The sequence below is a fragment of the Catenibacillus scindens genome, assembly GCF_014202115.1.
Classification (GTDB): Bacteria; Bacillota; Clostridia; order Lachnospirales; family Lachnospiraceae; genus Catenibacillus; species Catenibacillus scindens.
Genome location: NZ_JACHFW010000011.1, coordinates 50,762 through 73,832, shown reverse-complemented (window position 1 = coordinate 73,832; position 23,071 = coordinate 50,762). Strand labels below are relative to the sequence as shown.

General features: G+C 52.6%; 21 protein-coding genes and 1 pseudogene. 2 read left to right on the top strand and 20 right to left on the bottom strand.

Features of this window, described 5'->3' with window-relative positions; genetic code table 11:
* Positions 1-101 precede the first annotated feature (101 nt).
* Both HNP82_RS12795 and HNP82_RS12790 read right to left on the bottom strand, forming a co-directional pair.
* Positions 102-569, bottom strand: a complete 468-nt coding sequence (locus HNP82_RS12795) for a hypothetical protein (protein WP_183775361.1) — start codon at positions 567-569, stop codon at positions 102-104.
* 92 nt (positions 570-661) lie between these two features.
* Positions 662-1,189: an SLOG family protein gene (locus HNP82_RS12790; protein WP_183775359.1), complete on the bottom strand. Its 528-nt coding sequence runs from the start codon at positions 1,187-1,189 to the stop codon at positions 662-664.
* A gap of 154 nt (positions 1,190-1,343) precedes the next feature.
* Between HNP82_RS12790 and HNP82_RS12785 the strand changes: the two genes are divergently transcribed.
* Positions 1,344-1,658 carry a helix-turn-helix domain-containing protein gene (locus HNP82_RS12785; RefSeq protein ID WP_087219096.1) on the top strand — a complete coding sequence of 105 codons (315 nt, stop codon included), beginning with the start codon at positions 1,344-1,346 and terminating at the stop codon, positions 1,656-1,658.
* 182 nt (positions 1,659-1,840) lie between these two features.
* On the opposite strand, the gene HNP82_RS12780 is transcribed toward HNP82_RS12785, so the two are convergent.
* The 17 genes and pseudogenes from HNP82_RS12780 to HNP82_RS12700 form a co-directional block, all read right to left on the bottom strand.
* Complete coding sequence (locus HNP82_RS12780; RefSeq protein ID WP_008394486.1) at positions 1,841-2,254, bottom strand: dUTP diphosphatase; 414 nt, start codon at positions 2,252-2,254, stop codon at positions 1,841-1,843.
* On the bottom strand, positions 2,251-3,018 hold the full coding sequence (locus tag HNP82_RS12775) for an FAD-dependent thymidylate synthase (RefSeq protein ID WP_316521547.1): 768 nt from the start codon (positions 3,016-3,018) through the stop codon (positions 2,251-2,253). Before HNP82_RS12775 ends, HNP82_RS12780 begins: the two co-directional genes overlap by 4 nt.
* Positions 3,005-3,199 carry a hypothetical protein gene (locus HNP82_RS12770; protein ID WP_243164763.1) on the bottom strand — a complete coding sequence of 65 codons (195 nt, stop codon included), beginning with the start codon at positions 3,197-3,199 and terminating at the stop codon, positions 3,005-3,007. Before HNP82_RS12770 ends, HNP82_RS12775 begins: the two co-directional genes overlap by 14 nt.
* A gap of 200 nt (positions 3,200-3,399) precedes the next feature.
* Positions 3,400-4,740 carry an RNA-binding domain-containing protein gene (locus tag HNP82_RS12765; protein WP_183775414.1) on the bottom strand — a complete coding sequence of 447 codons (1,341 nt, stop codon included), beginning with the start codon at positions 4,738-4,740 and terminating at the stop codon, positions 3,400-3,402.
* Between the two features lie 357 nt (positions 4,741-5,097).
* Positions 5,098-5,580, bottom strand: a complete 483-nt coding sequence (locus tag HNP82_RS12760) for a hypothetical protein (protein WP_183775355.1) — start codon at positions 5,578-5,580, stop codon at positions 5,098-5,100.
* A gap of 69 nt (positions 5,581-5,649) precedes the next feature.
* The gene (gene srtB, locus HNP82_RS12755; protein WP_330599590.1) at positions 5,650-10,611 is read right to left on the bottom strand and encodes a class B sortase; all 4,962 of its coding nucleotides are present in this window, start codon (positions 10,609-10,611) and stop codon (positions 5,650-5,652) included.
* 51 nt (positions 10,612-10,662) lie between these two features.
* Positions 10,663-11,835 carry a DUF4366 domain-containing protein gene (locus HNP82_RS12750; RefSeq protein ID WP_183775354.1) on the bottom strand — a complete coding sequence of 391 codons (1,173 nt, stop codon included), beginning with the start codon at positions 11,833-11,835 and terminating at the stop codon, positions 10,663-10,665.
* The gene (locus tag HNP82_RS12745) at positions 11,825-12,082 is read right to left on the bottom strand and encodes a DUF4315 family protein (RefSeq protein WP_183775351.1); all 258 of its coding nucleotides are present in this window, start codon (positions 12,080-12,082) and stop codon (positions 11,825-11,827) included. Before HNP82_RS12745 ends, HNP82_RS12750 begins: the two co-directional genes overlap by 11 nt.
* A gap of 17 nt (positions 12,083-12,099) precedes the next feature.
* The gene (locus tag HNP82_RS12740; RefSeq protein WP_183775349.1) at positions 12,100-14,616 is read right to left on the bottom strand and encodes a CD1108 family mobile element protein; all 2,517 of its coding nucleotides are present in this window, start codon (positions 14,614-14,616) and stop codon (positions 12,100-12,102) included.
* 33 nt (positions 14,617-14,649) lie between these two features.
* Entirely contained in the window at positions 14,650-17,352 is a 2,703-nt protein-coding gene (locus tag HNP82_RS18680; RefSeq protein WP_408609661.1) for a VirB4-like conjugal transfer ATPase, CD1110 family, read from the bottom strand.
* An 88-nt stretch (positions 17,353-17,440) separates the two neighbouring features.
* Positions 17,441-17,872: a PrgI family protein gene (locus HNP82_RS12730; protein WP_183775345.1), complete on the bottom strand. Its 432-nt coding sequence runs from the start codon at positions 17,870-17,872 to the stop codon at positions 17,441-17,443.
* Between the two features lie 70 nt (positions 17,873-17,942).
* Positions 17,943-18,677, bottom strand: coding sequence for a hypothetical protein (locus HNP82_RS12725; protein ID WP_243164762.1), 735 nt, complete (start codon positions 18,675-18,677; stop codon positions 17,943-17,945).
* Complete coding sequence (locus HNP82_RS12720) at positions 18,674-19,237, bottom strand: MT-A70 family methyltransferase (RefSeq protein ID WP_117493306.1); 564 nt, start codon at positions 19,235-19,237, stop codon at positions 18,674-18,676. The genes HNP82_RS12725 and HNP82_RS12720 overlap by 4 nt, the downstream gene beginning before the upstream one ends.
* Complete coding sequence (locus HNP82_RS12715) at positions 19,237-19,686, bottom strand: SpoVG family protein (protein WP_242970203.1); 450 nt, start codon at positions 19,684-19,686, stop codon at positions 19,237-19,239. Before HNP82_RS12715 ends, HNP82_RS12720 begins: the two co-directional genes overlap by 1 nt.
* Positions 19,687-19,717: 31 nt before the next feature.
* Positions 19,718-20,581 (bottom strand): VirB6/TrbL-like conjugal transfer protein, CD1112 family, encoded by an 864-nt coding sequence (locus tag HNP82_RS12710; protein ID WP_008394466.1) that lies wholly within the window; start codon positions 20,579-20,581, stop codon positions 19,718-19,720.
* Positions 20,582-20,587: 6 nt separating this feature from the next.
* Positions 20,588-20,680: pseudogene (locus HNP82_RS18105) on the bottom strand (Maff2 family mobile element protein); the annotation flags it as partial.
* Positions 20,681-20,767: 87 nt separating this feature from the next.
* Entirely contained in the window at positions 20,768-22,384 is a 1,617-nt protein-coding gene (locus tag HNP82_RS12700) for a recombinase family protein (RefSeq protein WP_002596236.1), read from the bottom strand.
* 225 nt (positions 22,385-22,609) lie between these two features.
* Between HNP82_RS12700 and HNP82_RS12695 the strand changes: the two genes are divergently transcribed.
* Entirely contained in the window at positions 22,610-22,810 is a 201-nt protein-coding gene (locus HNP82_RS12695) for a hypothetical protein (protein ID WP_002596235.1), read from the top strand.
* 64 nt (positions 22,811-22,874) lie between these two features.
* Here HNP82_RS12695 and HNP82_RS12690 read toward each other — a convergent pair whose 3' ends face one another.
* Complete coding sequence (locus tag HNP82_RS12690) at positions 22,875-23,069, bottom strand: transposon-encoded TnpW family protein (protein ID WP_002596234.1); 195 nt, start codon at positions 23,067-23,069, stop codon at positions 22,875-22,877.
* Positions 23,070-23,071 lie beyond the last annotated feature (2 nt).

The following is a 23,071-nucleotide window of genomic DNA, read 5'->3' as shown; positions in this document are numbered from 1 at the left end:
ATAAGGACACCTTTGCGCCGGGGCTATATAGAAAACGCCGCAGAAAGGATCTGCGGCGTAAATTCATAGTATTTAGTTTTTGTTTGACAACTTAGGATTTGTCATAATCCTAATTCGTGAAATGAACCATCTGTAATTGATAATGATATATCAAATTTTGTATTTTCTCCGGCAATTATTTTTATTCGATATTCACCTTGTGGCAAAGTAAGCGAAGTGCTATTACTACTGTTATCCTGATTAGATTTACACTCCGCTAAAGTAGTTAATTCTCCATCTGGATAAATCAATGCCACTTTAATTTTCCCGTTATACAAGGTTATATCATACGAAATGTCAACAGTTGTTTCTTCTTCTGTATCCAGCGTCCATACAGTATCCATGCCTTCCATTTTTTCTATTGTAGCATTATAACTATTGCCCTCAATTTCTTGCTCAATTCCATCAAGGTTAAAGGAATTTGTATCACTGGTTATTTTGCTTTCATTGTCATAAATATCTGCCATAGCATTTGAACATCCAGACAAAAGAAAAACGACTAGCAATGTACCAACAATCATTTTTCTCATTGCGTTATACTCCTCTCTTTACTATTGTTAATTTTCGCCTCAAATTCCAATTTGTCCACTTATGTTTCTTATTTTACCACACTGGCAAATCCTTATCTACCCGAAGCGTTCCTGAAATATCCAAGATTTATCATGTTTTCAGGAAGATAAGGCCCCACAGGGACCTCCCGCATTTCTTTTCTCTGGGCGTGGACCATGCGGATCGTGGACACCGTGCCGCCTTTTTCCCGTCCATCATAGACAGCGATCACCCGGTCTGCCTGGCTTACCATATAACGGTTGCGCTTCATATAGACATTGGAAGCCCATTCCTCGCTGATAACTGCAACCTTCGCACATGCCTCCAGCATGGCTTTGGTCTGCCCATCCTCCATCAGCCGCTTATAGCGGTTGCGGTAAGGAATTGCTGCCTCCAGGCGCAGCGCCGGATTTTCTTTTGCCTTTTCCAGAACAATCCGGGCAAATAGCTGATCGGCGCCGTCAGCAAAGCCGGAAATAAAATAGGTATAGCCGTCCGTAATAGCTTTTTCGATTTCGCCCCGCAGACCTTGCTCTGCCTGCTCCATATATTCAGCGGGGATCTCCCGGTGCCCGGTTACTCCGCATATTTTTTGTTCCATGATACCTGCCTCCCTTATGGCTGATAGTTAAAAACTACTGTATTTCTTATTTTAGTAGGTTGCATTTAGCGTGTCAACAGAAATACCCCTTTTCATTTAGCGAATAGAGCCAGCCTGTAAGGTACAATCTATTACAGAATGGGAGGTGACTATGGTGTACGAAGATTTTGTCCCGGAAAGGCTGGCAAAACTGAGGATGCAGAAGGGTGTTTCAGCACGGGATATGTCGCTGTCGCTTGGACAGGCCAACAACTATATCAACAACGTGGAGAACAAGAAAACGCTTCCTTCTATGCAGTCCTTCTTTTATATCTGTGAATACCTGGGCGTAACACCACAGGAATTTTTCGATGAAGGCAATCCGAATCCCGCCGCTTTAAAGGAATTTATCACAGAGGCAAAGAAGCTGGATTCCAAAACAATGTCTTACATCCTCGGCATTATGAAAGAACTGAATAGTAAAAAATAGAAGTGGTCAGTCACATAAAAGGGAGGCTGGCCACTTTCTATTCTTTGCAAGGAATAAAACGGTTTAAAATCGTATTTTGCTCCCGGATATAACCAATATTATATAGGATTGGTTACATCTGTATAGTACCTGGCCCTATTTTTAAGTTATCCACACAGAAAATATTTATACAAAGACAAAAGTTATTTCCCCGTGCTGCCGAAAGCACCCTTGCCGCGTTCGCCGCCCAGGTCATTTACAAAGTCCGCGATCACCACGGGCATGATGATAAGCTGCCCGATCCTGGAATCTTTCGGAAGCGTCCGGGCCTCATTTCCCACATTGCTGACAATGGCATGGATTTCGCCCCGGTAGCCGGAATCCACAGGGGGCAGCTCACAGACCACCCCTTTTGCCGCAAGGCTGCTCCTTGGGAACACATAGGCAGCATAGCCGTCCGGCACCTCCAGGCCAAAGCCCAGCGGGATTTTAGCGATCCCGCCAGGCTCCAGGGTACAGTCAAATGGCATATAGACATCCGCCCCGGCGTCATTGGCGTGGGAGCGGAGGGGACGGTGGTTCTCCGGCAGCCCGAAATCAATGATCCTGATTTTCACTGGCGGCCTCCTTCCAGTGCGGCAGGATAGTCCTGGCGCAGCAGGTCAAGAGGCAGCGCCCCTTTTTCACACGGGCAGCCGCAGGACATATCTTTTTCCAGACATCCCTCCCGCTGGCAGAAGGGACCGGCAAGTTCCGGGCTAAATAGTTCCGGGTCCAGCGCATACAGGTCCGCCCATATTTTCAGCAGGACAAAGCGTGTTTCATCCGTATTGCGGCGGCAAGTCCGCTGGCCGATCATGTGCTTCCACTGGTAAGGCGTGGCGCTGATGATCAGCACATTGCGGAGGCTCTGCGGGGCAAGGTACCCCGCGGCGTCCCTGGAAATCCCACAGGCTCCTATATCCGCGTAATGCTCCATGGCAGCCCGGCATTTTTTCAGGTAAAAATCATGCACCCACTGGCTGGCCGTAAGGATTTCATAAGGCACCACAAAATCGGCCTGCCCCGCGTAATTGCTGTATTGCAGGGACGCGCTGATAAATTTGACTTCATTTTGGTGCCGGGTGATCTGCGCCAGAAAACGCCTGCTGGCGCCCACAACCGCCACCGTGATAACCGAAAACTTCTGTACGGCAGGATGAGGCAGAGAGGCAATCCGTTTGACCGTTTCGGAAGTATAGCCTTTCTCATAAAGAGCCAGAAGGTCATCCATAGAATGGATCTTATGGCCCCGCTGGGTGAGCCTGGCCGCAAACACCATGTTTTTCTCCGCTTCCTGTACCGCAGTGCAGTTCAAAATTTTTGTTTCAATCTGGTTGATGTTCCAATTCCTCCTTTATCACAGCTTTTAGTAAGAACAGATAGTTGAGGCTGTCGGTGATCTTTTCCTCCCAGACAGCCAGCTCAAAAGTTTTCCGGTCTGAAAAGCACATATCATAAATGGAGATGATGTGCTTTGCCATCATACCGGCAAGCGCCCGCTGGGGTGTTGCGTGCTGCAAAGCAGCAGCCGCCTTAAATGCCCCCAGCCGGTCCGTATCATCCCCGGTATATTCCTTGGTTTTCTTCTGCAGCGTGTCAGCACAAAGCCTCACCTGCTCGTCAAATACGGCGTTGACTTCTGTTTGTGTAATATAGCATCCCTCCTAACTAAAAACAGCCGACTGGATTTTTCCAATCGGCTGTGCAGCATATCGTTTATTTATAATGGTATATAGTTGGTGCCTCTGCCTTTTCCATTCTGCTTTAGCAGATTGCTTTTTACCAGCTTTTTCAGGACTCTGGCAGCAGTAGAGATACTCACTTCGAGCAGTCCCATGACTTCATTTCTTGTAACAGCACCATGTGTCCGGGCATATTCCAACACTTTTTCTTCTCCGGCACTTAATGGCGTGCCAACAGGAGTATGTGCGGATGGCTCTGCTGGAAGAACAGATTCAGCGCCTTTTTCATATTTGGCGTTAATATTCGGCAGTATGATCTTAAAGGCGTTTTTTGTGGTTTCAATCACAGGCTTTTCCACCATGCCTTCGTATGCCTTCATAATTTTTCCCATTCCGGTACCATAAGCCTCAATCAAATGTAAACGATAAAACACATTCGCAAGGTCCTGGTTCCGGCATACGGAAATACCTACCATAATATCTTCCAGGTCAATTCCCGGCATCAAGCCGCCAATGGACACAAATTCAATCCTGTCCGCATAAATACTGATAAATGCGCTGGCACTAAAGGAATAATCTCGATGAACCAGCAGATTCAGCAATGCTTCCCTGACAGCGATTTCAGGGTAATCCCGGACATCAATCCTTAGCAGTTTCTCTATGGTTGCACGGGTCTGATTGCGAAAGTCAATAAAATCATACACTTCGTTCATCTGGCGCAGCAGCGACCCGCTAAATTCCCGGCGGTCCTTAAATACCGTTTGGTCTGTCCCCTGGAAAACGGCAACTTTAATCGTATGGACGCATTGGTCGGACAGAAGCAGCCCTAAATTGCTATAAAGGTTATCCTGATCGACCAGTTTCAAAGTACGCATTTGCTGCGGGCCAAATTCTACATTCCGAAGATCAAATTCTTTTTTCGCAGCTTCAAATGTGAGTTCCTGGTTCAGAGAGCGCATGGCTTCAAAGCGGTCCCCATCCGTTTCTTTAATCATACGGCGGATTGCCGTATCGGTGGCCGGAACCGAGGAATAACCCTGCCTGACATATACGCCTTCTGGACGCATCCCCTTTTTTGCAAGATAATAAGGCCGGTCTGTTCCGCGCTGAATATCCACAGCAACAATTTCTTTTCCATTTTCTTCGATAGTCTTGTAATGCACGAACATTGTTACATCCGGTTTGATGGCATCCCGTACCATATTGCTGATTTGCAAAGATACACCGTCCGGGTCATCCACTCCGACTACCGTGCCGTCATCCTGGACGCCAATATACAGTTTTCCTCCGTCACAGTTAGCAAAAGCAATGATTTCTTTTTTGATTTCGTCCACAACAACTTCTTTCAGTTCTATGGTCTCACTTTCCCGAAAAAGCATACTGCCATCTCCTTCATTCATATTAACGCTCCTATTATAGCAAATCGGTTCAATCGTGTCAACGAGCCTGAACCGATTGTGAACCGATTATGAACCGATACTTTTATGGGATTCACGAAAACGGGTGCATTGTAGCAGCCTTTTTACACAAAAAAGGTGCCTTTTCGCTTATAATATTGTCATATCCAATCATTTCTATTCAGTTTTCTAACCAGGCAGTGACACGATTGAACCGATAAATAACACCATAAGAACCATATCGAAATTGCGTGCTGTTGATTTGTCCCGAATAATAAATAACATTCGGGACAAATCACAAATATCATTCAACGGATTCAATACGGTATTCGTTGTGTTTTATGCGCTCGGCAGGTACACCCAATCGTGCATCAGGCACACACTGGGTTCGTCCTCCCGCGGGATCAGCCGGAAGGCGCAATCGGAATACACCGTGCGCTTATCCTCAAATTCCATGTTGTAGGCTTTATAAAACCGGTATTCCAGGTTGGAGATCACGCACCGGAGCATTTGAAGGGCCTCCCGCTGGGAGGTGACAATGCAATCCCGGTCAATACTGCGTTTCAGGGCCAGCAGAGATTTATAAAGCTGCACTTCCGTCCGGTAAGGGCGGGCATACCGATGATCCAGCCAGCCGCAGAAGGCCACCGGGCCGCTCTCGACCACATGCGCCTCCGGGTGGTGGAAGCCGTAGCTGTCCAGGTTTGCGGTATTCAGAAGGTAGAGCATTTCTTTCAGCTCCGCGCTGGGCATATCGTAAAACCGCAGCATGGAGCGGTAGAGATGGACATATCCGGGAATGGGAACAATGTTATTTACCATTGCAAATCCTCCATATATAGAGATGGGCGCGGGAGCAACCGTCATCCCGCGCCATCTTCTTAAAATCTGTTATTCAGTTACAGCTACCAGCCTGCCCATGACGATAAAGCGGTCAGCGCCGCCATTGGTACAGGTGGAAAGGGTCAGTACCTTGTCACTGGAAGTGACGGAAACGCCCGTTTCGATCACAGAACGCTCCTGCATCGCTGAAAGCCAGGTCGTATAAGCGCCGCTGTCTTTCCATTCCAGCGCCCAGGGAGAAGTTTCGCTGCCGGATTCCTCCGGGCTTGCCACAAATGCGGAAAACACCTCGACCACATAGCCGCCCTCCGGCGTTACCAGGTACATTTCCGGGTGTTCGTCATAGTAAGCCTGCGCTTTGTATTCCACCAGCGTGGAGAACATGGAGCCGTCCCGCATGTTGTGCCCATAGATAATCGTGTTGTTATCGGAAAAATCCTCCGCGTTTTCATAGTCGATGAACAGGCTGCCCACCTTGTTTGCCGTACCGTCATACAAGTGTTTCAGGTAGTAGCTGTTATCCTCGCCCTGGGCCACCGGGTACTGAATGACCGTGCCGGGAAGCTCCAGCCATGCCTTGACATCCGGCCCCTGGGCCAGCAGGCTTTCAAAGTCCACCGTGGGCAGAGAAATGGAGGAAGCGCCGGTTTTCTCCGGCGCCTCCGCGTTCCCATTTTCCCCGTCCGTTTCAGCCGGGGTGACATATTCCGAAAGCCCGGCATAGGTATCGGCGCTTTCCTTGTACTGGCCGATTTCCCGCGCCAGCATAAAGCCGCTGCCCACTGCCATGGCAATGCAGATCAGAAGCACGCCGGTTGCCGCTTTGCGGCGTCCGGGGCTGGCCTTCTGTCCCTTTTTCTTGTAAGCGCACAGGAAAAGGGCAACACCGCTGCCGATCACCGCCGCGCCCAGCACGCCGATCCAGATATACAGGTTATAATCGTCGCCTGTCTGCGGGACCGGCTTGGAAGGATTGGAAGGCGTTTTCGGGTTATCCGGGGTTTCCGGCGTATCAGGCGTTTCCGGGGTTTCTTCCTCCGGCTTTTCATTGAAGAAGCTCACCTCGGCAGTTTCATCGGCCTTGATCTCCACCGTGGCCCCATCCGGGATGATATAGTCCTCGCTGGCCTTATTTTTCACCTCGGTCACAGTGTATTTGCCCACGCGCAGCCCTTCGATCAGGATGATACCATCCTCCGGGCTTGTGAAAGTCTCACAGTAGGTGCCATCCTCACTTTTCACCTCAAAGGCAAAGCCGTCCTTGCGGCCATCACTGGAATCCTTCGTGATTTTCAGGTTTCCGCGGTACGCCTCATTCACGAAGCCGCGGCCAGCCTCACCATTTTCCACAACGACAACCTGCCCGTCCGTGGTGATCTCAAAATAGTAGGCGTTGGGGTCCAGCTTGTGGCCTTCCGGGGCAATTTTCTCTTTGATAAAATAGCCCTTTGCCAAGAGGCCGCTCATTTCATGGAACCCTTCATCGGTTTCGGTCAGTTCCCCGATCAGGGCGTCGCTTTCATCAAATGCCTTATCGCCGTTTGTGTCCTCGTAAAGCTCAAAGACAGCGCCGGGCAGCCGGTGGAGGAATGGATTGCCCGCAGTGTCCTCGCCGGTATCATCATCGGCGCTTTCTGCCGTCTCACCAGCCTCACTTTCAGAAGGGGTTTCCCCGTCCTCCTGGATAGACTTCAATTCGTCCACAGCCTCAGTCTTGATAATCTGCACCGTACCGTGGATCAGGGTATTGTCAATCTCGATTTCAACGGCCTGCCCATCGGTGCCGATATAGACATGGTGCTGTTCCGGGCTGATGGAGTACAGGGCCGAAGGGCTGGCAATCTCCTTGATGATCCAATGGCCGAAAGGCACGTCCTCAAAGGAGAAGGCTCCGTTTTCCCCGGAAGTCGTCACCAGCAGGGCATTTTCCTCGGTAAATTCTTCCGTGCCGGGAGCAAACAGGCCGATCAGCGCGCCCTCCAGGGTAAGGTCCTCACCGCCTTCGGGGTCCTCGCCGTATTTCACGCCGTCAATGCGCCCGCGGATCATCTCATTGGAAATGGCCTCGCCGTCATTGACCGCAATCGTAACCAGAGCTGTTTCCTGCCCGGCATACGCGAAGTCCACCGGGTACTGCTGATCGGAAAGCACGAACGCTTCATTGGTGGTGCGTTCCTGGACATAGAAGCTGCCAAAAGGCAGATCGGAGGCAAAGGCAGCCGAATACTGACCGGGCGCGTCCTCCACCGGCGCAACCGCCACGACTTCCAGAAGCCCGCCCGCGGGAATCACGCTGCCGTCCGCCGCTGTCAGGTCCGCAGAAGCATAAAGCCCAAAGGAAATATCCTTGTATTCTTCATTCATGCCTAACCCGAAAACTTCATCCGTTTCCAGTGCTTTGAACAGGGTCACATCGACCTTCTGGCGTTCATCGTAAAGTCCGGCTGCGCTCTGGGTCACGTCCACCGTTTCCCCGGCATAGGTCAGCTCCACATATTCCGGCTGTGAATTTAGCACCATGCCCTCCGGCGCCTGGCGTTCTTCCAGACGGTAGCGGCCCAGATACAGGAGCCCGCTCTGGGCAGTTCCATCCTCGCCGGTAGTCAGTGTTTCTACCACCGTGTCTTTTGCCGCCCGCAGGGTGCCGTCCCCGGTATAAATATCTTCATCGGCAATCACATCATAGACCGCGCCGGGAAGTCCCTGGACCTCGTACACCGGCTGATAGAGGCCATCGTTTTCCTGCACGCTGGCAAAAACCTCGCCGGATTTGCTGATGGTGAGCTGGGCTTTCTGCGGCTGGTTGTACTGTACGACGGTAACAACCGCCTCGGAAGCATCTACTGTGAAAGGCACCGGCTCATCAGAAAGGACGTACCCTTCCGGGGCTGTCACCTCATAAAGCTCAAACGCATGGGCGGGCAGCGGCTCCGGCAGCATCAGCCAGCCTTCATCCGAAGTGTAAAATACGTCAATGGTTTCAGGGTTGGGATAGTAGATCTCCTGGCTGATAAATTCGCCGGTGGTAAGGTCTTTAATACGGAAGCCCGTACCGGCCATAGGAATGATCTCACCGGTTTCTGCGTCTCGTTTTTCCACACGCACCCTTGCAGTAATGGCGTCATTGTTCAGGATATAGGAGTAGGTCTTTCCGTTCTCGCTGATAAATACCGTGAAATCCGGCACAAAGGCTTTATCGTCCTCACCTGCGGTCTGATGGACGGTATAGCGGCCATAGGGCATATCCTTGGAGGCGGCAAAGCCGTCCGCATCTGTCGTCAGGATGTCCCGCTCGCTTTCTTTGGCGTTTTCATAACTGCCTGCGCTTGTCAGATAAACTTCAAAAACAGCGCCTTCCTCCGGCTTTTCCACCATACCGGCATTGGCGTCGTCACTGTGTTCCTCGTCCGATACATCCGGGTCCGGGTCATCGGTATGCTTCACAAGCTGGATATTGCCGCGGATCACCGTTTCCGGCAGCGTATTTTCCGTGGTATTCAGCTCGATTTCATAAAGGGAAGGAGAAGCGCCCACCTCATGCACCGTTTCATCCAGCAGGTAGCCGGGGCTTGGGGAAATCTCCTGCAAGGTCCAGTCATCCCCGCAAGGATAGTAGCCGGTGACAAAGCTGCCGTCCGGCCCGGTGGTAAAGGTATCTACAAGCTCCCCGCCTTTATACAGGCCATAGACGGCTCCCGCAAGGGAAGCGTCCCCCTGGGCCTCGCCGGTTTCCGCATCTACCTTGTGGCCTTCCACGCGGAACTTCTTCAGGATATTGGAAAACTGGACGCTGGCGGTCTGGCCGCTCTCAATGGTGATATACTGTGCGGCAGGCGTCACATAGCGGTCAATGGGCTGCTCTGTTACAAGATAGGTGCCGGGCAGAAGATCCAGAGACACCGTGCCGTCCGCGCCGGTGACAACCGATTCCTCCACGCCGTTGCCACTGATGGTAAAGGGAATCCCCTCAACAATACCGTCCTCGCTGGTCTTTACGATCTTTGCCTTGCCATAAGTTTCCGTCTTGATCTGCATATAGAAGGAAACGGGGTCTTTGGCGCCCGTCATCATGGTCTGCCAGCCCTCGCGCCCCCAGATCAGCATGGCCTCGCCGATAGGCACATTTTTGCGGAATTGAAGCGCCACCGGGGATTCCAGCATTTCTTTACTGGTGAAGGTATAGCTGTTGCCGCTGCGGGTCACGGAGATCCCGCTTGCAGTAAGGGCCTCCAGGTCGATATTTAAATTGTTGGCATCGGTCAGAGTCAGGGTATAAACCTTGGCATTGGAATCCCATTTCAGTTCATGCACCGGGGCGCTTTCCGCGGTTGCCCCGGCAAAGGAAGGGATAGTGGAATGGGAAGCGATCTGCTCCAGAATCCAGTAATAGACCTGCTCGGCAGGGCGTCCCTGCACAATGCGGAAGAAAGTATTTTCCGCAACACTTCCATTGTCGTGGCGGCTGGCAGCGTCGCTGCGGAGCTGCTGCTGGTATTCCCAAATGATACACTGCGCTGCCATGTACCAGTCATCAGCGTTGATACCAGCCATGGGGAGGGAAGCCCCAGGCTGCCAGCCATACAGGGAGGCCAGCATGATCCCGCGACGGGAAGCCTCCGGCAACTGGTTGAAATACTGGCTGTTATCCGTCTGTTCGGAATAATAGCCATCGTCTGAATCACCGAACCGGATGCCGCTCTCAATGCAGTACACCCAGCGGAATCCGCCGCCATCCGTGTTCAGCACGAAATGACGGTAGGCCACATTCCCGCCATGATACACATAGGAAGTGGAACCATCGTCGTGGTAGGTCATCGTGTAATAGCCAGATGGGGAATAATAGGGCTGCCCGTCTGAGCCAATGACCGTATCGCCATAAGCGGAGCTGGCCTGCTGGCCTTCCGAAGCTGCAAACGCGCTGACCGGTAAGATCCCCACCAAAAGCAGCAGACAAAGGAAACCGGCCAAAAGCCGGGAAAGGCCATGGCCGCGCATAGATTTTGTATTCAAGCTGTAATCCTCACTTTCATAAAATTTCTTCGGGAAACAAGAAGGACGGCATTATCTGCCGTCCTTTGTGGATTCTTCGTCCTCGTCATAAGGGAGCTCATCGCTGTACGCAGAATCCTGTTCATAATCTTCACCGTAACCGTCATCCTCGAACTCGTCCTCATCCATAGCCGCCTGCTGTTTCGGGCGCACGATCTTGAAGTAGTAGCCCAGCCCGCCAGCGGCCGCAAGAGCGATCACCAGGAAGATAATCATGCCGGTATTGCCACCGGATTTCTCCGGCTCTGCTTCCGGCTGTTCGGTTTCTTCCGGCACCGGTTCTTCCGTCACTTTGCCCAGGCAGCCGTTCAGGTCATTTTTGCAGACCGGGCAATCGGTATTCACCGCGCCCGCCTCGCATTTTTCCGTACAGTTGCAGGTGACAACCTCAATGGCGCTTTCGCCGCCATTATCCTGCTGGGCCAGGGAGAGCAGATCTTCCTCCGTAACGCCATTTAAGAAGTAGACGTTTTCCGAATCCCGCTTCCCGTCAATGATAAGGTAAAACACATTTCCGTCTGCGGTGGTGATGGTATAAAACTGCTTATCATCTTCCTGCTCGGTGGCTGAGTCCAGGACCGTGCCGGTGCCTTCCGGGGTAAAGGCCCCTTCCGGCACAGCCGACTCCGTTTCGTCCTCCGCGGCAGGGCTTTCAGAAGAAGCCTCTGTTTCTGCCTGGGAGGTCGAAGGGGTCCCGGCGGCCTGGCTGCTTTCCGAATTGCTTGAACTGCTGGACGCATTGTTTGCCGAAGGAGAAGGTGCGGGGGTCATGGAAGGCGCAGCCTGCGTTTCCCCACTGGAAGATTGGGGCGCGGCAGAGGAAGCCGCCTGGGTCTGCGCCGGTTCCTCATAATAAGGGTTATCCAGCTTTACCTCTTTGGAGCGGTTGCCGGAATAGTCCACCGCGTAAACCGTCACTTCCTTGCCGTCCCCGGCATAATCCTTCAAGGCCACGGTACCCTTGCCGTTGACAAGTCTGTTGATCCGGGTCCCGTCCACATACACCGCCTCCACGCCGGACATATCATCGCTGGCCTCCACCGCCAGCTTATCGTCCTTTAAGGCCGCGGTAAGGGTGGGCGGCGTGGTATCGCTGCCCGTGGAAGCGTAAGCGGTGACAGGCAGGGCAACGGCGCTCATGCAAAGCACAAGCGCCGCCAGAACATTCCTCACTTTATTCTTCATGGCCGGCCTCCTGTTCTCCCGCAGGAGGGGCGGCCTCCGGGACCGTAAGGGTCCCAGCCCTGTGCGCCTTCAAAAATTCCGCCAGCTCCTTCGGGGTCAGGTGGAAATCACGGCCAATATCGCCGTAATCCTCGTTCTCCAGCCGGGTCTTTTCCTCTTTGAAAAGCTCCAGCTTTTTTTGCAGGTCTGCGATTTTCTTTTCCGTTTTTTCAATATCCCTTGCGAGTTTGTCAATTTTGGGATTCAATTTATTACCTCCGATCTTTAATTGGTTGAGATACGCCCAAATGCGTAAAAATGTTCGGTCCAGTAGGATGTATTGATATTGGCATACTGCACCGGGTCCCCGGCATGGATCATCTGCCCGTTGCCGATATAGATCCCTACATGGGTTACAGGCGTGCCCGCCGAGTAGGTGCCGGTGAAGAAAATCAGGTCTCCCGGCTGGGCGTTCTCTCTGGAAACAGGGGTGCTCATGTTGAAAAGCCCCTGGGCTGTGGAGCGTCCCACACTGGCAACACCGCTCTGATTGAGGACATAGGAAACAAAGCCGCTGCAATCAAAGCTGTTTGGTCCCGAAGCGCCGAACACATAAGGCTTTCCGAGATGTTTCTGCGCCTCCGTAATCAGCGCCGCATAATCGCCATCACCCATAGGAGCGCCGGGATATGCGGGGATTTCCGGCCCGCCCGCGCTTCCAGGGATCAGGCTGGTCCCGGTATGGTCGCCGGTATCGGTAAAATACAGGGGATTAAGGTACTGCCCATCCACCAGCACTTCCAGGTGAAGGTGCGGCCCGGTGGAATCACCGGTGCTGCCCACTTTGGCAATGACATCCCCTTGTTTGACTTCCTGCCCGGCAGACACCAGAAGTTCCGAGCAGTGGGCGTATTTTGTGGTAAGGGTCCGCCCGTCCTCCATGGCACCCTCCAGCACTACGATCAGCCCGTAGCTGCCTGCTTCCCCGGCCTGCGTTACCACGCCGTCATGCCCGGCCAAAATCTCCGTGCCCTGGGGCATCCCAATATCCACCGCCTTATGATAGTTCTTTTCTCCGCTGATGGGGTGGACGCGGTAGCCATAGTAGCTTGTGACATAAGGGAGCCAGTTGGTATCGCCAAACACGTTAGAGACATACTGGCGGTTGCCCTTCGTCATCATCAGGATATTAAAAAGCTGGGCCTGTTCCGTGTCCATACGGGCGGCGATCACGTCCGTAAAGGATTTGGCCGTCAGGTTGATATTGAGAATCCGCCACTCGTAGGTCACTTCTACCTCATAAGTCTCGCCGGTACTGGGGTCCGTCCGGGTTTCCGTGCGGGTGCGGGTCTCCACTTCCTCCACAAATTCGAGGGAATACTGCTCGGCAAAGATCTCCTGCAGCACCACCTCAATATCCTCATACTGGAAGGCTTGATAGGACGCGGTGAGAAATCCCATCAGCTCAAAGGGGTTGTGCCCGATATTGCCCACATGGTAGCGGTATTCATCGTAGCCGGGGTGGTCCGCTTCGGCATTGTCAATCTGCATCTGCAGGTCGGTTTCCCACTCCGTATAAACCAGCTCGGCATTGTTGATGTCCTGATCTTCCGCGGTATAGCTGGACGCCGCAATCGCGCCGGCACCGCCTGTCCCTATGCTGGAACAGGAAGAAAAAAGGGAAAAAATCAGGACAACGATCAAAAACAGGAGCGCCGCCATCAGGCAGAGGGCCGGGTGGCGGCTGGCAAAACGCCCAACCGCGCCTCCGGCTTTTTTCGTGACAGCGGCCGTTTTCCCGGCAGCCTGCCCGGTGCGCCGGGCGGTCCTGGCGGCCTTGGCGTACTCCCTTTTTAAGCGGTGCTTCTGCCACATGCGGGAAAACACATTGCTCTGCAGCTTGGGGTTATCGTGAAGGGCCTGCTGGTAAGCCGCCCTTGCGCGGGTTTTCACCGTCTTTTTCTGCAGCCGGGCCACTTTGCGGTAAGGGGAGGTTTTCCGGCGGTGGTTCAGGGCGCGAAGCCCTCCCTCCGCCACCAGCTCTGTGCGATGGGCCGCCTCAATGCCCACGTTTTCATGTTCATTCTCATAGATTTTCTTATGGGCATATCCGATGGCCGCGTTTGCGCCTTTTTTTACCGGGCGCAGAGGCTTGGCGCCTTTTATGTGTTCCGGTTGGGAGATCACTTCTTTTTCAAATTTTAAGCGCCGTTTGGCATTGCCGGTGGCAGCGTCCGGCTCCACCTCCAGCCGCAGTTTCCGCCTGGCCGGAAGATTGCCTTCGGCCTGTTCCAGCTTCCGGGCGGTCCGTTCCGCCTTCTGCCGGGCTTTCACCAGCTTTTTGCCGGGGGCGTCCGGCGGCAGTTCGTCCTCGGCAAATTGAAGTTTCGAGGTGCGGGGCTGCTCGGCGGCCGCTTCACTGGCGCTGCTGGACTCGGAAAATTTCTGCTGATGCCGAGAACGCCGGCTTCCGGGCTTTTCCCGTGGTTCCTCCCGCGGGGCGTCCTCATGGGCCTGGGGCTGCGAATCCTCCAAAGGGGAAGCCTCCCCATTTTCCACCGACTCCGCCTGCGGGTTATCCCCGGCTTTTTGTTTTTGCTGCCGGGTATGGCGGGCTTTGGCCGAAAGGTCCTCCAAAGAGTCAGGAGAATCCCTTGCCTGCCTCAAATCAAAATCCTGCTCCCGGCCGCTGATACGGGTTTCCTCGCCGGAAGCGGCGCCCCGTTCCACCAGCCCGTCACGGGTCATCTTGTGAAATTTCTTTTCCTTTGCCCTAAATTCTTCATCTCTTGGCAACTGCATCACCTCCCATACGCCAGGCGGTGAAGAAGGTTATCACGTCCCGGCCTCCGCGACTTCCTCCGGGCGGGTCGTCATGATCTGATACAAACTGGTGTCCTTCGGGAAGTGATCGACAAAGGGGATAATCACATTTCCGAAAAACAAAAGGCCCTCGCCGGGGCCGCTGTGGGTCACATAGGAAAGCTGCGTCGGGCTGATCCCAAGCTGTTTCGCCAAAATCTGCCTGTCGCCCTGGGCCTGGTTCAGCATGTAGATGAAATCCGAGTTTTCAAAGATGTTCTCGATCTCACGGGAGGCCAGCAGATCCTTCACGTTCTGCGTCAGGCCGCTTGGAATCCCGCCCCATTTTCTGAAACGCTTCCAGATCTCAACGGAAAAAGCACCGGTCTGGCCTTTGAGAAGGAGATGAAATTCATCAATATAGAACCAGGTCGTTTTATGCTTCTCCCGGTTGGCCGTAACGCGGTTCCACACGGCATCCTGCATGATAAGCAGCCCGATCTCTTTTAAGGCTTTGCCCAGGGATTTAAGCTGGAAACACAGGACGCGGTGGCTGTCCATGTCGATATTGCTCCTGTGGTTGAACACATTTAAGCTGCCGTTGACATAGATTTCAAGGGCAGTGGCGATATTCTGGGCCTCCGGCTCGCTCTGTTTGCGAAGCAGCTCATACAGGTCCCCCAGGATTGGCATATTCTCCGGGCGGGGGTCCTGCAGGTAATCCCGGTACACCAGGCGGGTGCAGCGGTCAATGATGGTTTTCTCGATAGGGGTAAGCCCATCCTTGCCGCCGATAATCAGGTCACACAAAGAGAGGACAAAATCGCTCTTTAATGTAATGGGGTTCTCGTCATCGCTGTAATCCAGGTTAATGTCCAACGGATTGATATAGTTGGAAGAAGTGGGCGAAAGGTCAATGACCTGCCCCTGTTTTCCAAAGCGTTTTACCAGCGGGCCATATTCATTTTCCGGGTCCGCGATGATGATAGAATCATCCGTCAGCAGGAATACATTGACGATCTCACGCTTGGCGCTGAATGATTTGCCGCTGTTGTGGACGACCAGGCCGTTTTCCAGCAGGAAATTCATATAGCGGGGTACGGTAAGGTCATACACCGGCACTTTCTTTGGCAGTTTCAGCACCGATACCCGCACTGCCGTATGGCCGCCGCTCAATTTCTGGCCTTCCTTCACATCCACCGCCTGCATGTATTCCCCGGCGTCATCCATAATGAGATGGCTTTCCGTACAGCGGAAAGTGGTGCCGTCCTCCAACGTGATCTGCTTTAAGACATCCGCGTATTTTTCAACGCGAATATCCCGCGCCATGGCGGTGATAACCCGGCCGGTTTCATCATCAAAAGTCTTGACCTCGATTTCCTCTACACCGCGCGCCAGCAGTTCCTCAAAGGAGGCAGCGCTGCCGTCTGCCAAAAGAATCCGGGTATCACCGGCAAAGCAGCCGGGCGTGCCAAGAAACAGTCCATTGGGGTTTTTCAGCAGCTTGCGGTTCGCCATAATCAGGTTTGAGGAAATGGCGTTGAGTCCGTAATACAATGCCTGCCCATCCTGGAATAACTCACAAGTGGTAAAGGGCACGAAAATAGCGGTGCTGCTGGTGGTGAGGCCCCGCTGGATCTCGATCTGGTTCTGGCCCAGCGCCAGGGAGGACATAAGGCCCTGTTCCTGCTGGTAGTCCAGGCGTTTCAGCGCGCAGTTATACTTTTGGGCAATGCCGGAGGCAGCCATAATGTCGCTGAACAGTTTTTGCCTTTTCGGGGCGATGTTCTGTACCAGCACCGTTACCAAAAACATACGCTCATTTCGGGATTGCAGATCTTGAAGCAGGTTTTGGGCTTCCTCCCCGTAGGTGGCAAGGTCCGTGGGAATGATGTCCATATCATATCCGGCCCGTACCGCCTTTTTCTGTTCCTCGATCTTCATTTTCTGCAAATCACTCATTTTCCGCTTGATATTGCGGATCGCCTGGGCCTGGTCGATAGTCTGGATATGCAGGTTGACCGTCACCGCGTCGTCCAGGTCCAGAAATTCGGCCAGCATCCGGTCCGTCAGCTCCGGCGCTAAGATCTGCAAAAAGGACATGGCGCCAGAATACTCCCCAATGCGGAAGGTCTTGCCATCCTTCGAGAAGGTAAAACTGGTGGGCGCAATAAAATCCTTTGTGGAAAGGCCGGTTTTGGCAAGGTCGCTCCAGGCAAACTTAAATTTCTCCTGGCCGCTTGGATGGAGCTGGCTGTGCAGAAGCTCCAGCCGTTCCAGCCCGCTTAACGGGACCGCCTGGACGCCCAGGGTCTTAAAGTTGTTCAGCACATCCGTTTCCACGCGCTCCAGCCGCATTTTGGCGGTACGCAGGTCGTCCGCCTCAATGCCAAAAGTGATATACTTGCGTTTGGCAAGGCCGTTGTTGCCTTTTTCGAGCTGGTTTTTAAGCATCTCTGCGTACTCACGCCGGATGTCGTCATACTCGTCCCCCTGGGGCGGGATCGCAATGCTTTTGGAAAAGTCCTGCATATTGGCCCGCTGGTTGATAAAGGTGAGCTGGACGCTGATGGTAGAATCAAAGTAATTGAGAAAATCACAGTAATTCTCGAAAATCTGCGCCTTATCGTCCGCCTGGGCAAGCTGGTAGTTAATATCGAAAAACTGAATGGTCTTGGTGTACAGCTTATCATTGACGCGGCAGATCCCGTCCTTATAGATCTCCCGGTAGGGGATCGTCTGCTGGGCTGTCTGCGGCGCGTCCCGCTTTACTCCACTGAAAAAGCCGCCCTTGCCAGGCGGCTTTGCATGAGGCCCAGATTTTTTACCGGCCTTTTTTACTGCGGACCGGTTTTTTCGCGCCTGCTGGATGTTTGCCTGCAGGCGCTTTTCCTGCTCTTCCTGCTGTTTGGTTTTTGGCAATACTTATTTCCTCCTTCTTTGACATGATTTTATAAAAGTTCCGGGTTTTATATGGGCGCGTCTCCGGCCACAGGCGGTGGCGGATCATATTTTTCAGAATCTTCTCCGCGGGCTGGCCGTCACGCTCATACATTGCCATAAAGAAAAAGGGCATCATCAGCCCGATCATCAAAAGAACCGAAGCGGTATTCCCAATCGCCGTGCGGGTGAGAAAATACACCGGCAGGCCAACCGCCCCGGCAATGCTGAAAAAAATAAGCTGCCTTTTCGTCAGATTAAAGGCAACTTTGGTCTTAACCTTCGTCAGATCTTTTGGAACCGGTACATAGGGCAAAAAATCACCTTCTTTCCTTCAAACGCCTGCCGCCGTAAAAACAGGGCAGGAACAATCCTTGTTTTTCGCTTTACCGCTCTTTCTCGTGGTGCGGCTTTTTATCAGGATCACCCATGCGTGAACTCTGTTCAATAGCCTTTTGCAGCCGGTCTTTCACGGAACCGCTCTCCTGGAGCTGCAAAGGTTCCGCCTCCTGTGATAGTTCCCAAATATCTTCCGCAACTTTATCTTCCACAGGAAAGGTATCGTAGACATTTTGGGGCCATCTGCCGGATATATAGCCCAAAGGGTCATCCAGCCGGAGCAGCAGTTCGGCTTCTCCCGGCTGAAAGGTATAGTGTTCGGTCAGATAGGTATAAACTTCCTGGACAGTCGCAATTTCCCTTGCGTTTGCGACCAGCGCGCCCGTACTGAGAGAATCCAGCTTTTCCATGTAGGCAAAATAGTTCTGGCCCAGGCGTTTTATCAGTTCTGCTTTTGGATCTGCCTGGGCCGGAGGAAACCGGTCAAATTTATGGTATGCGCCGATTTTCTCCAACAGTTCGCAGATAGGAAAGCTATGGGTATGGGTGTTTTCCTCTTTGCACCAGCGGGCAACTTCCAACGGGTCCTGAAACGACAGCAGAGCTTCCACCTCTGCCGGGGTAAAAGGATGTTCCACTTTCAAATAGTAGTGGAGCTGGGCGAGATCCTGCAGCTCATAAATACTGCCAATGTCCTGTGAGTCCAGCAAATCCGCATGGACTTTCAGGCAGTCATCCAAGCGCTCCATCAGCAACCGTTTCGCTTCCTGTTCCAAACTCAAATTTCCTCCTTTCCCGCCGGGAGGGTGATGGTGCAATCGACTTCGTTGCCCCAGACATCCCAGCCCGGCGTTTTCTGGCGGGCAAAAAGCTCTACCCTGGGCTGGTCGCCCATCAGCTTGACGATCTTATCCCGCACAATATCCGGTTTTTTGCTGTGCTGCTCGATATGGGAAATGACAAACTGATGGATTCCGGCGCTCTGCCGTTTCGGATGGCCGCGGGTAGCCAGAAGGCACACTTCCGCGTTAGAGCGTGTCCAGAACCCCATACCGTAAAACCAGGTGTCAGCTTTGCGGTTTTGTTTCAGCCACAGGAAAGCCAGTGTTTTATACTGGAATCCCCAGGCGTCTATGACACGGAACGCTTCTTTAAGCTGGGGAAATGTACCCCAAAGAAAAAGCGCGCTGTCCTTGGCCGCAAGGTCCGCAACCGGAAGCGCGCAGATTTCTTCAATACTCATTGTGGGATAGTGGTTTTCCGCAACCCCGTGGCCCCGCTTCATATCGTAACGCCAGGGAGGGTCCGCATAGATGATCCCGTATTTTTTAGTCTCCGGCATCAGCGGGAGGGACCGTCTTTGGCGGCGGCTGCCTTTACCGGCTGGCTTTTCACTTTACCGGCGTTCTCTTTCAGCGCCCCGGTCAGCGAAGGCTTTTCCGCGGCGCCTTTCGTAGCCTCCAAAGTCGCCTGCAGGTTTTCAATAGCCGCGCCGTATCCTTCAATCAGCGCCTCATTGAGCTGGCGGCGAAAATCTGCCGTCACCGGCCAGCAGACATCCCTCCAGTTCCCTTTGTTGTCCTGGGTGGAGGGCATATTGACATACAGCCCCTTTTCGCCGGAACAGATCCGAAAGCCGTCGATCTTAAAACAGCCCCCGATGGTGACGTTGGCGTAGGCCAGCAGGTTTCCCATAGGAGCGATAGGCCGGACACGCACATCCAGCTTGAAAGGCAGGTCCCCGTTTGTTTCCGGGACAGTGGGATTTGCAGCAGTATTGTTATTACTCATAAAATGTCTCCTTTACTTTTTAAAACATACGTCAGTGTGCATTGAAAATAGATTTGGATAGCGAACCTGTCTTAAACAGGGCAAAGGCCAGCAGCACCGTATAGCCTGCTGTGCCCCAGATTGCGGCGTGTACGCTGCTGGAAGATGGGATGGATTGGACCAGCACCGCGTAAATCGCAACGCAGATCAGGATAAGGAATCCCTGAAAGCCAAGGGCGAACAGGGAGCGCAGGTAATTGGTCCCCATCGCGCCCCATTCGCGGTTGGCAAGTGTGGAAAAAGGAATCGGCGCAATGCTCACGGTCAAATAAATTTCTATCATTCTTCCGTAAACGATCACAAAAATCACGATAGACAAAATCCACATGCACAGGTTGATGATATTGGTTTCCAGCCACAGGCCGATCAGCTCCCAGATACCCATGGCTTGAAGCTGTGTTTCCAGGTCGGCCATGGACGCGGCCACATCCAGATTTCCGTTGATGATCCCCGCGCTGTTCGCCACAACCGTCTGCGCCACATCGAATACGGCCATCACAATCGTAAAACAGTTGGTGAGCAGATAGGTGGCAACGAAGGTCTTGAACACCCACTTAAAGATGTTGAAGGTGTCAAATTCGTGCATATTGTTTTTCTCAAGAATCATCTGGATCAGCTCATACACCAGCACGAAAGTTAAGATCATACCGGCAATGGGCAGCACTACCGTTTCCGATAGCGTCTGGATCATACTGAAAACACCGCCATTCCAGCCCTGGGGCGTCTGGCCTACCTGCGCGGCCACATCGGTTACTTGGTTGTTGACCGATTCAAAGATTCCTGTAAATTGTCCTGTGATGGCGTCGATTAAGCCCTGTTTTATCCAGTCTGTTATCCAGCCAAATAACCAGTCCATGGACGATTAGAACAAGCCCGACAGAAGCGGAATCAGTGTCATCCCTACCACTGCGATACCGCCGCCAGCCATGAGCTGTTTCATACCCTGGCTTTTTGCTTATGTGTGATAAAGAAGCAATAGAAGTGCAAAAAATTTTGCCGTTCCTATCCGACACTTGGCCATTGTGTCGGATAGGTCGGGCGGTTATTCGGGCAAGTCAATCTTGCCGACAAAGCTGTAATAAATCTCAATGTCCTGCCTGCGGGTGCCGTTCTCATCATAGCTGCACTCATGCACCACAATTTTCTCGATCATTTCCCGCAAGAGAGTGGGGGTCAGTTCTTCAAAGGCAAGGTGCTTGCGGACAATGCCCATAAATTTCTCGGCGTTGACGGTAGCTGCCTGTGACTTGTCCAGTTCGGCTTGCAGGGCGGCGGCTCTCTTTTTCAGCTCCGCTTGCTCGGCTTCGTAGTCAGCCGACAGTTCCATGAAACGCTCATCGCTGATTTTGCCGTTTACATTGTCCTCATACAGCCGCTTGATAATGCGGCTGATTTCAGAAATGCGTTCCTGCGCCTGTTCAAGCTGCTTGATGGCTGCGGCGGTCTTTCGCTTGCCGCCGATCTCGTTCTGCTGGACAAGTAGTTTCACAAACCGGCTCTCATGCTTGGCTGCGTATTCGGTCACTTGCCGGAGATTTGCCAGGACACCAGCGGTCAACAGATCGGTGCGGATAAAGTGCGCCGTACAGTTGCGGGTGCGCTTCTTGTAGCTGCCGCAGATGTAGCAGTCCTGTTTGCGGTCTTTGTTCTGATACCGCTGCTGATACAGCACATGGCCGCAGTCGGCGCAGAACAAAATCCCGGAGAACAGCCCCACTTCATCGTAGCGGTTCGGGCGTTTGCGCTGTTTGCGTAACTCCTGCACCCGTTCCCATGTTTCCTTGTCGATGATCGGCTCATGGTGGTTCTCGAAAATGGCCTGCTTCTCGACGGGGTTCTCTATGCTGTGCTTGACCTTATAAGAAGGCTTTTCCGTTTTGAAGTTCACCAGACATCCGGTGTACTCTCGGTTTTCGAGGATATGAACGACGGTGTTGGTCGCCCATTTGCACTCATAGCCTGGGTGATAACGGCGGGTGCTGCCTGTCCGCTGATATTCCAGCGTCCCCGGCGTGGGGATTTGCTGCTCCGTCAGCATACGGGCAATCTTGGTCGGGCCGTTCCCGGCAAGGCAAAGCTGGTAAATCTGCTGCACCACCGGGGCGGCTTCCTCGTCTATAATAAAATTCTCGTCCTCGTCCATCACATAGCCGTAAACCGGCTTGCTGGTAACAGGCTTGCCGCTCATGCCTTTTGACTTTTTCACTGCCTTGATTTTCTTGCTCGTATCTCTCACCAGCCATTCATTGAACAGATTTCGCAGCGGGGTAAAATCGTTGTCCATGCCCTCGCTGGCACTGTCCACATTATCGTTGACAGCGATAAAACGCACACCCTTTTGAGGGAACAGCATTTCCGTGTAAAACCCTACCTGCAAGTAGTTTCGCCCTAACCGGCTCATGTCCTTGACGATGACCGTACCCACTTTCCCGGCTTCAATGTCCGCAAGCATGGCTTGAAATCCGGGCCGCTGGAAGTTCGCGCCGGAAAAACCGTCGTCGGTGTACCAGCGCAGATTGGTAAAGCCGTTCTGTTTTGCGTAGGTTTCGAGTATCCTTTTTTGGTTCGATATGGAATTACTCTCGCCTTGCAATTCATCCTCGTGGGACAATCTCGGATAAAGGGCGGTAATGAGGTTTTGGGTGGCTTGTCTTAACATAAAATCCTCCGTTTCCGACAGCCAGCCCCACTATTCCGTGGTTTCATTGTACCACGGAACGGCGGGGGCTGTACAGCGGCAAAAGCGTTAAATTTGCTTCTTTACAGCTTTTCAATTTTCCGATTTTTATGGTATGGGTTGTCGTCCCATATTTGCAGTAGAAAAGTTCATAACTCCGTGGTATACTCTGATTTAACAAAAAAATCAGAAGTTAAAGGAGAAAACATGAAGTATACAATAGATGAATTAACCGCGGCCAAAAGGCAAATTGATTCAACTCTGCACAAGCTAAGAGAAACAGTAAAAACATTTGAATCAAAGGATAATTCCGAGCGTTATAAATCACAAATCACATTGGCAAAGAGAAGAATAAAAGCCTTTGAAATTGCAAATTATTTTATAGAGAATGAGATTAAGAATTGCTAAAGCACTTCCGATTTTCGTTCCAGCGGTCATGCTCCCTGGCATGGCCGCTTTTCCATGCCCCGGTTCACGCCGGATAAGTCGGCTCCTGTGTAGCAGCGGCTTCCGCTTCCAGTACCCGCGCCATTTTGTCGGCGGCTGTGGTTGTGGTGTCTTTCTTGAAATAGCCGGACACGACAAGGACGGAATTGCCCATGCGGATTTCCGTCACACAGTCAGGGCGGCGGGTGGTGCGGGTGTCGTGCTGCTTGTTATCTGCCATAG

Excerpts from the sequence above, each read along its gene's own strand:
- HNP82_RS12790 (WP_183775359.1), bottom strand. The coding sequence starts at position 1,189 with ATGGAACAAAAAATATGCGGAGTAACCGGGCACCGGGAGATCCCCGCT.
- HNP82_RS12795 (WP_183775361.1), bottom strand. The coding sequence starts at position 569 with ATGAGAAAAATGATTGTTGGTACATTGCTAGTCGTTTTTCTTTTGTCT.
- HNP82_RS12765 (WP_183775414.1), bottom strand. The coding sequence starts at position 4,740 with ATGCTTTTTCGGGAAAGTGAGACCATAGAACTGAAAGAAGTTGTTGTG.
- HNP82_RS12715 (WP_242970203.1), bottom strand. The coding sequence starts at position 19,686 with ATGAGTAATAACAATACTGCTGCAAATCCCACTGTCCCGGAAACAAAC.
- HNP82_RS12710 (WP_008394466.1), bottom strand. The coding sequence starts at position 20,581 with ATGGACTGGTTATTTGGCTGGATAACAGACTGGATAAAACAGGGCTTA.
- HNP82_RS12760 (WP_183775355.1), bottom strand. The coding sequence starts at position 5,580 with ATGGTAAATAACATTGTTCCCATTCCCGGATATGTCCATCTCTACCGC.
- HNP82_RS12695 (WP_002596235.1), top strand. The coding sequence starts at position 22,610 with ATGAAGTATACAATAGATGAATTAACCGCGGCCAAAAGGCAAATTGAT.
- HNP82_RS12740 (WP_183775349.1), bottom strand. The coding sequence starts at position 14,616 with ATGCAGTTGCCAAGAGATGAAGAATTTAGGGCAAAGGAAAAGAAATTT.
- HNP82_RS12690 (WP_002596234.1), bottom strand. The coding sequence starts at position 23,069 with ATGGCAGATAACAAGCAGCACGACACCCGCACCACCCGCCGCCCTGAC.
- HNP82_RS12700 (WP_002596236.1), bottom strand. The coding sequence starts at position 22,384 with ATGTTAAGACAAGCCACCCAAAACCTCATTACCGCCCTTTATCCGAGA.
- HNP82_RS12750 (WP_183775354.1), bottom strand. The coding sequence starts at position 11,835 with ATGAAGAATAAAGTGAGGAATGTTCTGGCGGCGCTTGTGCTTTGCATG.
- HNP82_RS12720 (WP_117493306.1), bottom strand. The coding sequence starts at position 19,237 with ATGCCGGAGACTAAAAAATACGGGATCATCTATGCGGACCCTCCCTGG.